The sequence below is a fragment of the Cellulosimicrobium sp. MI9406 genome, assembly GCF_040595865.1.
Taxonomy (GTDB): Bacteria; Actinomycetota; Actinomycetes; order Actinomycetales; family Cellulomonadaceae; genus Cellulosimicrobium; species Cellulosimicrobium funkei.
The window spans coordinates 255157-270159 of record NZ_JALIZI010000006.1 but is presented as its reverse complement, the minus strand read 5'-3'; the positions used below and the strand labels follow the sequence as shown (position 1 = coordinate 270159).

The following is a 15003-nucleotide window of genomic DNA, read 5'->3' as shown; positions in this document are numbered from 1 at the left end:
CTGCCGGGTCGTCGTCGCGGCCACCCCGGACGGGATCGGCCGCGCCCGCCGGCCGCTCACGCCCGCAGGCCCAGGAGCAGCCGCAGCCGCTCGCGGTCCACCGGGTCGACGAGCGCCCCGCGCTCCTCGCGCACCCACCAGTCGCCGGTGCGTCGCCGCTCGGCGCGCGTCGTGTACCGGTAACGGAAGACGCGGGCCCGCACCCAGCGCGGGGCGGGACCGTCGGGATCGTCGGCGAACGGGTCCGCCGCGAGCAGGCGCAGGGTCGGGCGGTCGGCCTCCAGGAGCCGGAGCAGCAGCACCTCGAACCACCGCGTGCCGGGCGACCCGAGCGCGAGGAACCACATCTGCCAGTCCAGCCGCAGGTGGTAGGGCGCGACCTGCGGCGGACGGCGGCCCACGTCGCCCGGCTTGCCGCGGAACGCGTACTCGACCCAGTCGTCGGGCCCGGGGGAGCGGGCCGTCGTCCCCTCCACGACGACCTCGTCGCGGCGCCGCGAGACCGAGCCGAACGCGCCGTACGCGTTGACGAGCCGGAACGGCTCGAAGCTCGCGTTCATGAGCTGCCGGCGCGCGACGAGGTTGCGCGCCGGGCGCACGCCGAGGACGAGCAGGAGCGCCGACACCGCGACCACCGCCACGACGAGGGCGACCGGGCCGCCCAGGGCGGCCCCGCCGTCGGGCATCGGCTCCTCGCCGCGACCGAGCGCGGGTACGAGCCACGACCCGACGGCGGCCCACGCGCCGTCGCTCACGACGCCGAGCCCGAGCACGATCGTCAGCCAGTTCAGCCACGCGAAGTTCCCCGTCACGAGCAGCCACGCCTGCGTGAGCACCACGACCGCGCCCGCGACGCTCGCGACCGGCTGCGGCGCGAAGAGCGCGAACGGCACGACGAGCTGCGTCACGTGGTTGCCCGCCACCTCGACGCGGTGCCACCACCGCGGCAGGTGGTGCGCGTGCCACGAGAACGGGCCGGGGAGGGGCTGCGTCTCGTGGTGGTACTCCAGGGCCGTGAGGTCCCGCCACGCGCGGTCCCCGCGGAGCTTGATGAGTCCCGCGCCGAGCTCGACCCGGAACAGGCACCAGCGGGCGAGGAGCAGGACGAGCAGCGGGGGAGCGGCGCCCTCGCCGGACGAGCCCAGCCACCCCACGAGGAACGTCACCTCGCACAGGAGCGACTCCCAGCCGAACCCGTAGAACCGCTGCCCGACGTTCACCACCGACAGGTAGACGGCCCACAGCACGAGGAAGGCGAGCGTCGTCAGCCACCACGGCCCGCGCTGCGGGACCCCGACGACGAGGAGCGCCGCCAGCCCCGCCCCGCCCCACGCGAGGGCGACGACGAACCGGTCCGAGCACCGCCACCGGAGCAGGCTCGGGGCGTCGCGCCACGTCGTGCGCGCCACGAACGTCGCGGCGGGCAGCAGCCCACGCTCGCCCAGCAGCGGGCGCCACTGCCGCACGACGACGAGGAACGCGACGACGAGGACCGCCGCCGTGCCGCGCTGCAGCACCTCGCGCGCGACGTCGTAGCCGGGCGCCCAGAACCACGACCCGAGCCAGGTCGCCACGTCGTCGGGCAGGACGTCCGCCATGTGCCCACGGTAGGGCTGTGAGCCCTGTCTCACCCGTGGTCCGGCCGTCCCCGCGCCGGGCCACGACCGCGTCGCGCCCCTACCATCGGGGCATGAGCAGCCAGGGCCTGAGCCAGTCCACCGACCGCATGCGCGACGCGGGCGTCGCGCCCGCCGCCATCGACGTCTTCGCCCGGTTCTACCGGCTCCTCGAGTCCGGCGCGACCGGCATGATCCCCGAGGCCGACGTCGAGCCGCTCACCGACGTCACGCACCGCGACGAGCTCGAGGTGCCCGAGGACGCCGCCCGCGAGGCGCTGCGCCGCACGGCGGTCATCAAGCTCAACGGCGGCCTCGGGACGTCGATGGGCATGGACCGCGCCAAGTCGCTCCTCACCGTGCGCGACGCCGACCCCCAGCACCCCGACGGCGGGCCGCTGACCTTCCTCGACGTCATCGTCGCGCAGGTGCGCGCCGCGCGGCGCGCGACCGGGGCGCCGCTGCCGCTGCTGCTCATGAACTCGTTCCGCACACAGGCCGACACGCTCGCCGCGCTCGCCCCGCACGACGATCTCGCCGTCGGCGACCTCCCGCTCGACTTCCTGCAGAACCGCGAGCCCAAGCTCCTCGCGAGCGACCTCACGCCCGTCGACTGGCCCGCCGACCCGGAGCTGGAGTGGTGCCCGCCCGGCCACGGCGACCTGTACACCGCCCTCTACGCGTCCGGCGCGCTGCGCGCGCTGCTCGACGCCGGGTACCGCTACGCGAGCGTCTCGAACTCCGACAACCTCGGCGCCGCGCCCGACGCCGCGATGGCCGGGTGGTTCGCCGCGAGCGGGGCGCCGTTCGCCGCCGAGGTCGCACGCCGCACTCCCGCGGACCGCAAGGGCGGCCACCTCGTCGTGCGCCGCAGCGACGGGCGCCTCGTCCTGCGCGAGACGGCGCAGACCCCGGCCGACGACCAGGACGCCGCCGCCGACATCGGCCGGCACCGGTACTTCAACACCAACAACCTGTGGTTCGACCTCGAGGCGCTGTCGGCCGAGCTCGACCGCACCGGCGGGGTGCTCGAGCTCCCGCTCATCAAGAACACCAAGACCGTCGACCCGACCGACCCGTCGTCGCCCGAGGTCGTGCAGATCGAGTCCGCCATGGGAGCCGCGGTCGAGGTGTTCGACGGCGCCGTCGCGATCGAGGTCGGCCGCGACCGGTTCCTGCCGGTGAAGACGACGAACGACCTCCTCGTGCTCCGCTCCGACGTCTACGACCTCGACGACGCCTACCGGTTCGTCGCGCGCACCGAGGCGCCGTTCGTGGACCTCGACCCGGCCCACTACAAGACCATCGCCGCGTTCGACGCCCGGTTCGACGACGGCACCCCGTCCCTGCGCGCGGCCCGCTCGCTCACGGTGCGCGGGGACTGGACCTTCGGCTCCGGCGTCACGGTCACCGGCGAGGCCGAGCTCGCCGACCCGGGCGGCTCCGCCCGCGTCCCCGACGGTGCCGTCGTCGGCCCGGACGGCGTCAGCGCCTGACGCCGAGGGAGAGCCCTGCTCGGCCGCGGTAGCGCCCGGGGCGCGTGACCACGGCTCTACCTCGCGCGACCAGGGTTCGTCCTCGCGCGGCCAGGGGTGTACCTCGCGTCGGCGGGGTTCCTGTGCGGGCGCGGTCAGGCGGGGACGTCGACGACGCGGCTGTCGCCCCGGCGCGCGACGAGGGCGCCGGACGACGCGGCGGCGAGGTCGGCGTCGAACCGGTCGAGCTCGGCCGGGGGGACGAGGACGGTGAACGCGGCCGTCGTGCCGTAGTCGACGCCCTCGAGCGTGCCGTCGTGGTGGTCGCACCAGTCGCGCAGGACGCCGTGGAGCCGCCCGGCGTCGGCGTGCGGGACGTCGACGTGCACCGCGGTGAGCACGGCGCGGCGCACGGGTCGCGCGAGGTCGAGCGCCTCGCTCACCGCGCTCGAGTAGGCGCGCACGAGGCCGCCCGCGCCGAGCAGGACGCCGCCGAAGTACCGCGTGACGACGGCGACGACGTCGGTCACGTGCCGGTGCCGCAGCACCTCGAGCATGGGGATGCCCGCGGTGCCGGAGGGCTCGCCGTCGTCGGTGGAGCGCTGCTGGTCGGCGTGCGGGCCGACGACGAGCGCGACGCAGTGGTGGCGCGCGTCCCAGTGTTCCTTGCGCACGCGCGCGACGACGGCGTCGGCCGCGGCGACGGACGGGACGGGGGAGAGGTGCGCGAGGAAGCGGGACTTCTTGACGACCAGCTCGTGGTCGACGGGTCCGGCGATCGTCCCCCACAGCTCCCCGGTGCCCGCGCTCACCCTGCGAGCCTAGCCGCGACGGCGCCCGGGTCGGTCGTCGACCCGGGCGCCGTCGACGGGCGTCGTGGCGGTCAGTCCGTGCCGGACTCCATCGCGGCGCGGTCGAGGAGCGCGTCGTCGCCCTCGGCCATGCCGCGCGACGCGATGACCTCGGCGCCGCCCTCGGGCATCGCGCCGATGAGCTCGGTGGAGGCCTGCACGGCGCCGATGAGCGCGGCGTGCGTGGTGCCGACGATCCCGATGCCGGCGTACTGCTCGAGCTTGGCCCGCGAGTCGGCGATGTCGAGGTTGCGCATGGTGAGCTGGCCGATCCGGTCCATCGGGCCGAACGCGGAGTCCTCGGTGCGCTCCATCGACAGCTTGTCCGGGTGGTAGCTGAACGCGGGCCCGGTGGTGTCGAGGATCGAGTAGTCCTCGCCGCGGCGCAGGCGCAGCGTGACCTCGCCGGTGACGGCGGTGCTCACCCAGCGCTGCAGCGACTCGCGGATCATGAGCGCCTGCGGGTCGAGCCACCGGCCCTCGTACATGAGGCGGCCGAGGCGGCGGCCCTCCGTGTGGTACTGCGCGAGGGTGTCCTCGTTGTGGATCGCGTTGACCAGGCGCTCGTACGCGGTGTGCAGGAGCGCCATGCCGGGGGCCTCGTAGATGCCGCGGCTCTTGGCCTCGATGATGCGGTTCTCGATCTGGTCGGACATGCCGAGCCCGTGACGGCCGCCGATCGCGTTGGCCTCCTGGACCAGCGCGACGGCCGACTCGAACTCCTCCCCGTTGATCGTCACCGGACGGCCCTGGACGAAGCCGATCGTCACGTCCTCGGTCGCGATCTCGACCGCCGGGTCCCAGAACCGCACGCCCATGATCGGGTCGACGGTCTCGATGCCCGTGTCGAGGTGCTCGAGCGTCTTCGCCTCGTGCGTCGCGCCCCAGATGTTCGCGTCCGTGGAGTACGCCTTCTCGGTGCTGTCCCGGTACGGCAGGTCGTGGGCCAGCAGCCACTCCGACATCTCCTTGCGCCCGCCGAGCTCCGCGACGAAGTCCGCGTCGAGCCAGGGCTTGTAGATGCGCAGGTGCGGGTTGGCGAGCAGCCCGTAGCGGTAGAACCGCTCGATGTCGTTGCCCTTGAAGGTCGACCCGTCGCCCCAGATCTGGACGTCGTCCTCCTGCATCGCGCGGACGAGGAGCGTGCCCGTGACCGCGCGGCCCAGGGGAGTGGTGTTGAAGTACGCGCGGCCGCCGGAGCGGATGTGGAACGCGCCGCACGCGAGCGCGGCGAGACCCTCCTCGACGAGCGCGGCGCGGCAGTCCACGAGGCGCGCGATCTCCGCGCCGTAGGCGGTCGCGCGACCGGGCACGGAGCCGATGTCCGGCTCGTCGTACTGGCCGATGTCGGCGGTGTAGGTGCACGGCACCGCGCCCTTGTCGCGCATCCACGCGACGGCGACGGACGTGTCGAGGCCCCCGGAGAACGCGATCCCGACGCGCTCTCCCACGGGCAGGGAGGTGAGAACCTTGGACATGGGCACGAGTATGCAGCATTCTGCATACGTATTCAATTCGGTGGTCAGGGAGCCGCGGCGGGCTTGGCGGTGACACGCCCGCCAGTCGCTCTCGACACAAAAAGTGTGCCAAGCGGTAGGGTCCCCCCATGCCCGACGACGCGACGCCACCCACCAGCCCGGACACGGCGGGCATCACGACCGCCGGCACCAGCGCCAGCGCCGCGTCCCGCTACCCGCGCCCGACCGTCACGCTCGACGAGGCCGAGTGGGTGTGGCGCCTGCTGGCGACGGAGGCGATGGTAGAGGCCGCGAAGCCGGAGACCGTGCGCCTCGCGGTGATCGCCGGCCTCACGCGCGCGACGGGCGCGCGCTACGGCGACCTGCTGCGCTGCACGGTCGACGCGATCGACCTCGGCCCGGCGACGGAGCGCGCGGGGGAGGGGAGGGTCGTGCTCACGCACGGCAAGCACCGCACGGTGCGCGAGCACGTGCTGAGCGCGAGCGTCGTCGTCGTGCTGCGTCGCTGGATGGCGGTGCGGGAGGTGCTCGCGGCGGACCTCGAGGGTTCGGTGCCGCGCGCGTTGCTGCTCACGGTCCACCACACGCACGACAACGGCGTCACGGTGTCCAGCGGCCTGCCCATCACGAAGCAGGGCCTCGTGCTGTCGTGGCGGCGGTTCGTGCACCGCACGAACGCGCGCTACGGGGCCGTGCGGGCGCCGCTCCCGACACGCTTCGAGCAGGTCCGGCGGGCCTGGGTCGAGGCGTCAGCCCCGGCGGGGAGCGGGATCGTCGCCGGGCCCGGTCTCGGCGACGACGCCGGGCGGGACGCCCTCCTCGCCGCCGAGCTCCTGGAACAGCGTGAGGTGGAGGCCGGCGGGGGCGTCGAGGCGTGAGTTGAGCGAGCCCCAGGGCGTCCGCGTCGCCGGGGCGACGAGCGACGCCCCGGCGGCGACGGCCCGGTCGGTCGCGCCCCCGGCGTCGTCCACCTCGAGCGCGACCCGGAGGTGCCCCGCGACGCGACTCCCGACCTCCAGGTCGTCGATCGCCCGCACGTGCCCGGGGGAGGCGATCTCGAGCGTCGCGCGCCCGACGTCGAGGATCGCCACCCGGTCGTCCTCGCCGTCCGCGTAGGCGATCTGCTGGGGGAGGCCCAGGACGTCGCGGTAGAACGCGAGGGCGGCGTCGTAGTCCTCCGCCTCGACGACGAGCCGGAGCTGGCGGACGGGCGGCGGTGCGGCGTGCGGATCGGTCATGCCGCGACCTTACGCTCTTCTGGAAATAAATAGTATGCCAAGCGCATCGACACCACCAGCACCCCACGCGAACAACTCACCAACCAGCCCCAAAAAGCGAGGGCCCCGCCACGACTCGCGTGGCGGGGCCCGGTCGCCGTCGGGACGACGGCGGTGGAGGGGAGCGGGGTCAGGGCTGACCGGCCGCTGCCTCCTCGGCCTTGCGCGCGGCGCCGGCCTCGGTGCGCGCGCCCTCGGTGGAGAGGTCGCCGCCCGTCGACTCGAGGTGCGCGCGGACGAACCAGTGGAAGAGCTCGAGGTCGTGCAGGTGCCCGATGAGCAGGTCGTTCGTGACGTCGTCGAGCTCCTCGGTCGCGGCCGCCGCCTCGCGGTGGGCCGTGATGACGCCGACGTACACCTCGTCGAGGGCGCCGAGGTGCGCGATCGTCGAGGCGCGGCCCAGGGAGTAGTCCTCCCAGGTGCGGGCGGCGACGAGCGCGCCGGGCGTGCCCTGCGGGGAGACGCCGAGGGTCGCGATGCGCTCGGCGGTCGCGTCGACCATCGCGCGGACGGCGTCGACCTGCGGGTCGATCATCTCGTGGACCGCGATGAAGTGCGGGCCGACGACGTTCCAGTGGATGTGCTTGAGCGTGAGCTGCAGGTCGTTGAGCGCGTGCAGCCGCTCCTGGAGGATCCCGGCGACCTGGGCCCCTTCCTCAGGGGTGAGCGACGGGACCGTGTACTTCGGCAGGTCGGAACGAGCAGCCATGGGTTGCCTCCTCGGGGTCGGTGACGCGCGCCGGGACGGCGGCGGGACGACGGCGCGGGTGCCGTCTGCGTCCATCGTGGTGCCGGGGCGCGGTCCTCGCAGGACGAGTGCTCAGTCCCGCGGCCGCACGAGCAGGACGACGCCGAGCACGGCGAGGCCGCCGAGCGCCGCCGCGACCGCGGACGAGACGTCGGCCAGCGCGACCGACCGCACGGCGAGCGCGACGACGAGCAGCGCGGCCTGGAGCACGACGACGCGGCGCAGGTCGGGCGCGAGGGCGCGCAGCTCGGCGCGCGCTCCGGGCGGCACGTGGTCGCTCCACCACGCGGTGCGGAGCACGAGGTGCCCGAGCGGGAGGAGGGCGAGGACGGCGGGGTCGAAGGGCGCGGTGCCGTCCACGAGGAGCACGACGCCGCCGACGAGGACGAGGAGGTGGGGCACGGGCGGGGCGGGGAGGTACGTGGTGACGATGCCGAGGCCGACGGCGACGCCCCACACGAAGGACGGGGCGAGCCCGGTCGTCTGGAGGGCGGCGGCCGCGAACCCGGTCGCGAGGAGGAGCAGGGCGGCGCGCGCCGTCCACGCGGGGAACGTGGGGCCCGTCTCGACGACGAGCCGGGGCGGCGGCCCGGCGGTGACGGTCTCGCGGCGTGCGGGCATCCTCATGGTCGACCGCCGGGGGTCGCGCCCGCGGGGTGCCGGTCGAGGCGTCGTGCCGCGAGCTCGAGCGCGCCGCGGGCGCCGTCGGCGTCAGGGGTGCCGTCGTACCAGCGGACGACGGTGACGCCCCTCCTGCGCAGCTCGTGGATGCGGGCGTCGCGCTCGTGGCGGGTGATGCGCCAGGCGACGGCGACGTGCTCGTCGACGTCGGCGGCGTTCACGGGCGGGAGGACGTCGACGACGACGACCACGTGGCCCGTGTCGTGCCACTGGTGGGCGAGCCGGGGCGCTTCGTCGTCGAGGAGGGTGGAGAAGAGGTAGACGGCGGCGCCGGCCGCGACCTGGGGCGGCCGGTGGCGCGCGGTGGGGTCGCCGACGGGCCGGGCGAGGGCGAGCCCGTGGAGGATGCGGCGCAGGTGGCGTCGTCCGCCGCCGGGGCGGACGGGTCGGGCGAGGCGACCGAGGTCGTCCAGGGCGACGCGGTCGCCGTCGGCGAGGACGGCGTGGGCGACGGACGCGGCGGCGTGCCGCGCGAGGTCGAGGGACGTGGGCTCGTCGGGGCGCTGCTCGCCGACGCCGTTCCAGGTGGCGAGGTCGGGGGCGACGTCGTCCCGGGAGTCGACGACGAGGACGACGGTGGCCTCGGCGGTGCCGTAGGTGCGGCGGACGTACAGGGTGTCGAGGTCGGGTGCGCGACGGGCCGTGGCGCGCCAGTCGATGCGGCGCAGGCGGTCGCCGGGGCGGTACGCGTCGACGTCGCGGAGCTCGGTGCCGTCTCCGGGCCGGCGGGAGGTGCGGGGGCCGGAGAGCCCGCGCAGGCGGGAGGACAGGGGCGTGCGGCCGAGCGGCGTGGCGCGGGGCAGGACGAGGCGCCGCGGTCCGGCGGCGACGTGCGGAGGCTGCTCCTCGACGCCGTCGGGCCCGTAGGCGGCGAGGTCGACGCGCAGGGTGTCGGTCGGGCCGGTGCGGACCGACGGGGCGTGCCAGGCGAGGTCGCGCGAGCCGCGGGTGACGTCGACGAGGCGTTCGGTGACGAGGCCGCCGGGGACGACGCCGCGCAGGCGCAGCAGCTCGACGCCCGGAGGGACGTGGGCGTGCGTGCGCGCGGTGACGGTGCCTGGAGCCGCGGCGGGGTCGAGGACGACGCGGAGCGCGACGGGCCCTCGCGGCCGGTGGGTCCAGCCCCAGACCGCGGCGAGGAGGGGCGCGACGCCGAGGAGCGCCACGTCGGGTCGGCGCACGAGGACGCCGAGCGCGAGGAGCGTGGTGCCGAGGAGGAGGCCGGCACCGAGGTGGACGGTGGTGCGCCACGGCGGCGGCGCGTCGGGGTCCGGCGTCCAGGGGCCGGTCATGCGGCCCGGCCGACGGTGGCGGGTCCGGGGACGGTGCGCAGGAGGTCGTCGACGAGCGCCTCGGGGCGCAGGTCGGCGGCCCAGGCGCCGGGCGTGAGGGTGAGGCGGTGCGCGAGGACGGGGACGGCGACGCGCTTGACGTCCTCGGGGAGCACGACGTCGCGCCCGTCGAGCACGGCGACGCCGCGCGCGAGGAGCGCGAGGTTCTGGGAACCGCGGGGCGACGCGCCGACCTCGAGGTCGCGGTGGGTGCGGGTCGCGGCGGCGAGGTCGACGCAGTAGGCGAGGACGTCGGGGTGGACGTCGACCTGCTCGACGGCGGCCTGCATGGCGAGGACGGTGTCGCGGTCGACCACCTGGCGCACGACGGGGTCGTCGTGCCGGCGTGCGATGCGGCGAGCGAGGACCTCGCGCTCCTCGTCGCGGCCCGGGTACCCGACGGACAGCCGGACCATGAAGCGGTCGAGCTGGGCCTCCGGGAGCGGGTAGGTGCCCTCGTGCTCGACGGGGTTCGACGTCGCGACGACGTGGAAGGGCCGGGGCAGCGGGTAGGTGGTGCCCTCGACGGTGACCTGATGCTCGGCCATGGACTCGAGCAGCGCGGACTGGGTCTTGGGCGCGGTGCGGTTGATCTCGTCGGCGAGCAGGAGCCCGGTGAACACGGGCCCGGGCCGGAACTCGAAGGTCCGGGTCGCGGGGTCGTACACGGAGGAGCCGGTGACGTCCGAGGGCAGCAGGTCGGGCGTGCACTGCAGGCGCGTGAAGTCGAGACCGAGGGCGCGCGCGAGGCTGCGTGCGGCGAGGGTCTTGCCGAGCCCCGGCACGTCCTCGAACAGGACGTGGCCCCCGGCGAGGACGGCCGCGAGCGCCAGGGTGAGGGGTTCGCGGGCTCCGACGACGGCGGTGGCGACCTCGTCGAGGACGGCGTGGCCGTGCGCGGCGACGGTGGGGATTTCGAGGGTCGCGGGCGGCGTGGTGCCGGGGTGGCTGGTCATCGGGGTGTCCCTTCGTCGGGGCGGTCCGGGGTGGTGGGCAGGCGGTCGAGGGCGGTGAGCCAGGCGCGCAGCTCGGCGGGGGTGGGGAGGCGTCCGGTGGTGGTGAGGTCGTGGGTGGTGCGGGCGACGCGGGGGCCGAGGAGGCGGGCGATGTCGGGTGCTGCCGTGGGGTCGTGGAGGGGTCCGGTGCCGTGGCGGTGGAGGGTCCGGTCGGTGAGGTGGCGCATGCGGCGTGCTGCGGAGGGGGTGACGCGTCCGTCGCGTCCGAGGACGGACCAGCCGAGGTCGGAGACGTCGCGTCGGTTGCCGTCGCGTCGGAGGGTGGGGAGGTGGGGCCAGACGGTGTCGCCGGCGTAGCCGGTGCGGTGTCGGAGCAGGGTGGCGGCGATGCCGAGGGCGGTGAGGGTGAGGGTGTGGGCGGGGGAGGCGCCGAGGGTGGTGAGGAGGATGCCGAGCCCGACGACGGTGGCGGCGGTGCGCAGGGTGGTCCGGTCGGTGGGGCGGAGGCGGGCCCATCGGGCGCGGGGGTTCACGGTCGTGCTCGGTGGTCGGTGGGGGCGGTGGTGTCGGGTGGGGCGCCGAGGTCGGTCGCGATGCGGGTGAGGGCGTGGCGGGCGGCGTCGAGGTCGGTGGGGCCGAGGGGGTTCTCGCCGAAGCGTGCGCGGTGGTAGAGGCGGCGCAGGGTGGCGACGGCGTGGGGGTCGGCGGGTGTGCTGGTGAGGACGGCGGTGGTGAACTCGGTGGGGGTCTGGGCGGGGTCGCGTCGGGTGCCGGCGCGGGCGGCGGCGTGCTCGAGGGCGACCCAGGCGGCGACGACGGCGTCGTGGGGGTCGGTGTCGGGGGTGCTCAGGTGGGTGCGGACGCGGTCGACGGCGTCGCGGAGCTCGGGGACGACCTGGTCCTGCGCGAGGTGTGCGGTGTCGCCGGGTGGGGCGAGGAGGAGGTCGCGGTGGCGTCGTCGGACGAGGAGCCGTGGGAGGTGGCGGCGTGCGAGGACGGCGAGGACCACGAGGACGACGGCGCCGAGGAACCACAGGAGGTAGGTGTCGAAGGACATGCCGGTCGCGTCGAGGGGGATCTCGAGCTCTTGGGGTGCGGTGGGTGCTTCCTGGGGCACGTTCTCGGGCGGCGGGCCGGTGGGGTCGCGGGCGAGGTCGCTGAGCCAGGTGGGTGCGTCCCAGCTCCAGGGGGCGCTGGTCGCGGCGGCGAGGACGGCCGCGAGCGCCAGGGCGGTGACGGCGGTGAAGCGGGCCGGGCCGGGCCGGCGGTGGTCGTGGTCCCCCTGCGTGGTGGTCATGCGGGTCTGAGGGACTCGGCGTGGGCGCCGGCGACGGCGGCGGTGAGGAAGGCGGCGGGGTCGGTGTCGAGTCCGCGGCCCATGGTGGACAGGCGGACGGGGGTGTCGTGCAGGGCGTGGAGGAGGTCGGGTCCGGCGGGGACGTGGACGGGGTGGTGGCGGCCGGTGGGGGCGGCGAGCGCGTGGGCCTGGTGGGTGATGCGGGCGGTGAGGTCGGGGCCCCAGCCGGGGAGGTTCTCGATGTCGGGGGTGGGGACGGGCAGGGGGAGGTCGCTGGGGGCGAGGGCGACGCGGCCGTAGGCGGTGAGGGAGTGGTGGGAGATGCCGAGGTGGCGGTCTCGGGGGTCGGCGCCGGAGACGCGCAGGGAGGCGACGGGTCGGCCGCGGAGGGTGGCGACGGCGTTGAGGGCTTCTCCGGCGGCGACGCCGGAGAAGCCCCAGCGGGTGCCGGTGCCGAGGTTGCCGGGTCCTTGGGCGACGACGACGAGGTCGGCGCCGGTGACGTGGTGGGCGGCGAGGAGGCCGGTGTGGACGGTGACGGCTTCGAGGTCGCCGCCGAAGGCTTGGCCGACGGTGATGCAGGTGTCGATCCAGCCGGTGTCGCGCAGGGTGGCGATGGTGCGGGAGAACGCGGCGGGCAGGGCGCCGCCGTCGGTCATGACGTAGGCGATGCGGGGGGTGGGGCGGCCTGCGAGCGCCGCGGCGTGGCGGGCGCCGGCGACGACGGCGGGCAGGGCGGAGTGGAGGTCGGCGACGACGACGGGGGTGTCGGCGAGGTCGTCGGCGTCGCGCAGGGTGTCGTGGTGGGGGGACTCCTGCTCGTCGACGCCGAGGACGAGGGCTTGCAGGGGGGTGTAGCGGGCCTTGACGAGGTGGCCGGGGCCGGGTGCGGGGTCGGGCGGGAGGGGGGTGGCGGGCTGGGCGGGGCCGACGACGAGGGCGTAGCCGCCGGTGCCGAGGCCGCGGGCGAGGGCGGAGACGTTGAGGAGGACGTGGTCGCCGGGGTGGGGGGTGCCGACGAGCTGGGTGTAGGCGAGGGCGCGCACGGTGGCGTGGGGGTCGTCGGGCCGTCCGGGCAGGGGTGTGTGGAGCTTGACGTCGAGCTCTTGGGCTCCGGTCCAGGCCTTCGCGTGCGACACCACGGTCGCGGTCCGCCACGTGATCACGCGGCACACCCTATCGACCGACTAGCGTGGTGCCGATGTCCGAGCCCACTGCTGCCTCCGCGCCCTCCGTCGCGTCGTCGTCGGGGGGTTCGTCGACGAACCCTGCGGCGCGTCTGCTGAACCTGGTGATCGCGTTGGTGAACACGAACGCGTCGATGACGAAGCAGCAGATCCGGTCGAGCGTGGCGGGGTACGGGGACGCCCCCTCGCCCGACGCGTTCGAACGGATGTTCGAGCGGGACAAGGACACGTTGCGCGACCTCGGTATCCCGATCGTCACGGTGGACGCGGGCGGGCACGCGGACGAGGTGGGGTACCGGATCGACCAGGACGCGTACGCGCTGCCTGCGGTGGACCTGACGCCGGCGGAGCTGGGTGTGCTGGCGCTGGCGGCGCAGTTCTGGCAGGACAAGACGCTGCGGACGGACATCTCCCGGGCGCTGACGAAGCTGCGGGCGGCCGGGGCGGGGGAGACCGCGATGGACGTCGTGGCGGGTCTGGCGCCGCGGGTGCGGGCGGTGGGGGACGCGTACGCGACGCTCATGGACGCGATCTCGGCGCGGCGCGTGGTGTCGTTCACGTACCGGGCGGCGAGCACGGGCGAGGTGCGGCCGCGCCGGGTGCAGCCGTGGCGCATCGCGGCGCGGCGCGGCGGCTGGTACCTGGTGGGCCTGGACCTGGACCGGGGCGCGCCGCGGTCCTACCGGCTGAGCCGGGTAGAGGGTCGGGTGCGGGCGTCGGGGCCGCGCGACGCGTTCGAGGTGCCGGCGCACGTGGACGTGGACGCGGCGCTGGGCACGCGCGACGCGGGCGGGCTGGCGCGCCTCGCGGTGGTGCCCGAGCGTGCGGGGGCGCTGCGGGCGCGCGGCACGGTCGTGGGCTCGGTGCCCGACGCGCGCGCGGGCGACGGCGCGGGCCGCGACGTGCTCGAGGTGGCGTACGACGTGCGGTACGCGATGGCGGACGAGGTCGTGGGGTACGGGGACGCGGTGCTGGTGCTGGGCCCGCCGGACCTGCGCGAGGCGGTCGTGCGGCGGCTGCGTGACGCGGCGGGACTGGCGACGGGCCCGGCCGACGGCGCCGGACAGGCGGAGGTGGAGCGTGGCTGAGCGCGCGGACGACCGGCTGGTGCGCCTGCTGGGCATCGTGGCGTACCTCGACGGGGCGGGCCCGGTGCCGGTGGGCGAGCTCGCAAGGCACTTCGGCGTCAGCGAGCGCCAGGTCCTGGACGACGTCGACGCCCTGTGGGTGTCGGGCACGCCCGGGTACTGGCCCGACGACCTCATCGACTTCGACGCGGACTCGATCGAGCGCGGCGTGGTGCGCCTCACCGAGGCCCGCGGCATGACCCGTCCGCTGCGGCTCGGCACGCGCGAGGCGGTCGCGCTCATCGCGGCGCTGCGCGCGATGCGCGAGACGGCGGCGGTGCAGGCCGACCCGGAGCGGGCGGGCGTCGTGGAGTCGGTGCTGCGCAAGCTGACTGACGCGACCGGGGAGGCCGCGGCGGCGCTCGACGTGCAGCTCGCACCCGAGGGCGACCCGCGCGTGGTCGCGGCGATCACGAGCGCGCTCGTCGCGGGCCACCGGCTGCGCATCCGGTACGTCACCGCGGCGGACGAGGAGTCCGAGCGCGAGGTCGACCCCGTGTCCCTGCACACGCAGGACGAGCACGCCTACCTGCTCGCGTGGTGCCACCGCGCCCAGGGGCGGCGCACGTTCCGCGTCGACCGCATCCTCACCGCGACCGAGCTCGACCAGGCCGTCGAGGGGCACGACGTCGACCCCGACGTGGACTTCACGCCCACCGGCGACGCGCCCCTCGCGACCATCACGTTCGCCAGCCCCGCGCGCGCCGTGGCCGAGCAGGTCCCCGTGGAGTCGGTGCGCAACCTGCCGGGCGGCGCGTTCGAGGTGCGGCTGCGCGTCACCAACCCGGTGTGGCTGCGCCAGCTCCTCACCGAGCGTGCCCGCCACGTCCTGGCCGTCGAGCCGGCCGCCGTCGCGCAGGACGTGCGCGAGGCCGCGAGCGCCGCCCTGGCCGCGTACGCCCACCTGCCCGGCGACGCGCCGGGTGAGGCACCGCACGAGGGGAGCGGGCGCTCGGGCGAGCGGCCCGCTGGCTAGGGT

General features: G+C 75.6%; 14 protein-coding genes and 1 pseudogene. 4 read left to right on the top strand and 11 right to left on the bottom strand.

What is annotated here, in order from left to right; translation table 11 throughout:
- Positions 1-56 precede the first annotated feature (56 nt).
- Positions 57-1598, bottom strand: coding sequence for a lipase maturation factor family protein (locus MT994_RS13280; RefSeq protein WP_354806619.1), 1542 nt, complete (start codon positions 1596-1598; stop codon positions 57-59).
- A 92-nt stretch (positions 1599-1690) separates the two neighbouring features.
- Between MT994_RS13280 and MT994_RS13275 the strand changes: the two genes are divergently transcribed.
- Complete coding sequence (locus tag MT994_RS13275) at positions 1691-3112, top strand: UTP--glucose-1-phosphate uridylyltransferase (RefSeq protein WP_354806617.1); 1422 nt, start codon at positions 1691-1693, stop codon at positions 3110-3112.
- A gap of 134 nt (positions 3113-3246) precedes the next feature.
- Here MT994_RS13275 and MT994_RS13270 read toward each other — a convergent pair whose 3' ends face one another.
- Both MT994_RS13270 and argG read right to left on the bottom strand, forming a co-directional pair.
- Positions 3247-3903: a YigZ family protein gene (locus tag MT994_RS13270; RefSeq protein ID WP_076404856.1), complete on the bottom strand. Its 657-nt coding sequence runs from the start codon at positions 3901-3903 to the stop codon at positions 3247-3249.
- Positions 3904-3974: 71 nt separating this feature from the next.
- Entirely contained in the window at positions 3975-5420 is a 1446-nt protein-coding gene (gene argG, locus MT994_RS13265) for an argininosuccinate synthase (RefSeq protein ID WP_354806616.1), read from the bottom strand.
- Positions 5421-5548: 128 nt separating this feature from the next.
- On the opposite strand from argG, the pseudogene MT994_RS13260 reads away from it, so the two are divergent.
- Positions 5549-6142, top strand: a pseudogene (locus MT994_RS13260) (hypothetical protein); the annotation flags it as partial.
- Positions 6143-6169: 27 nt separating this feature from the next.
- Here the strand turns inward: MT994_RS13260 and MT994_RS13255 are convergent.
- The 8 genes from MT994_RS13255 to MT994_RS13220 all read right to left on the bottom strand — a co-directional run bounded on the left by MT994_RS13255 (position 6170) and on the right by MT994_RS13220 (position 12876).
- Positions 6170-6658: a VOC family protein gene (locus MT994_RS13255; RefSeq protein WP_354806615.1), complete on the bottom strand. Its 489-nt coding sequence runs from the start codon at positions 6656-6658 to the stop codon at positions 6170-6172.
- 169 nt (positions 6659-6827) lie between these two features.
- Entirely contained in the window at positions 6828-7406 is a 579-nt protein-coding gene (locus MT994_RS13250) for a DNA starvation/stationary phase protection protein (RefSeq protein ID WP_021483850.1), read from the bottom strand.
- A 111-nt stretch (positions 7407-7517) separates the two neighbouring features.
- A complete protein-coding gene (locus tag MT994_RS13245; RefSeq protein ID WP_354806614.1) occupies positions 7518-8066 on the bottom strand; it encodes a hypothetical protein in 549 nt (182 codons plus the stop codon).
- 2 nt (positions 8067-8068) lie between these two features.
- Complete coding sequence (locus tag MT994_RS13240; protein WP_354806613.1) at positions 8069-9418, bottom strand: DUF58 domain-containing protein; 1350 nt, start codon at positions 9416-9418, stop codon at positions 8069-8071.
- Entirely contained in the window at positions 9415-10413 is a 999-nt protein-coding gene (locus MT994_RS13235; RefSeq protein ID WP_354806611.1) for a MoxR family ATPase, read from the bottom strand. The genes MT994_RS13240 and MT994_RS13235 overlap by 4 nt, the downstream gene beginning before the upstream one ends.
- Positions 10410-10946: a hypothetical protein gene (locus tag MT994_RS13230; protein ID WP_354806610.1), complete on the bottom strand. Its 537-nt coding sequence runs from the start codon at positions 10944-10946 to the stop codon at positions 10410-10412. The genes MT994_RS13235 and MT994_RS13230 overlap by 4 nt, the downstream gene beginning before the upstream one ends.
- Entirely contained in the window at positions 10943-11710 is a 768-nt protein-coding gene (locus MT994_RS13225) for a DUF4129 domain-containing protein (RefSeq protein ID WP_354806609.1), read from the bottom strand. The genes MT994_RS13230 and MT994_RS13225 overlap by 4 nt, the downstream gene beginning before the upstream one ends.
- Positions 11707-12876: a DUF3866 family protein gene (locus tag MT994_RS13220; RefSeq protein ID WP_354806608.1), complete on the bottom strand. Its 1170-nt coding sequence runs from the start codon at positions 12874-12876 to the stop codon at positions 11707-11709. The genes MT994_RS13225 and MT994_RS13220 overlap by 4 nt, the downstream gene beginning before the upstream one ends.
- A gap of 125 nt (positions 12877-13001) precedes the next feature.
- On the opposite strand from MT994_RS13220, the gene MT994_RS13215 reads away from it, so the two are divergent.
- Entirely contained in the window at positions 13002-13985 is a 984-nt protein-coding gene (locus MT994_RS13215; protein ID WP_354806606.1) for a WYL domain-containing protein, read from the top strand.
- Entirely contained in the window at positions 13978-15000 is a 1023-nt protein-coding gene (locus MT994_RS13210; RefSeq protein ID WP_354806604.1) for a WYL domain-containing protein, read from the top strand. The genes MT994_RS13215 and MT994_RS13210 overlap by 8 nt, the downstream gene beginning before the upstream one ends.
- Positions 15001-15003: the final 3 nt, after the last annotated feature.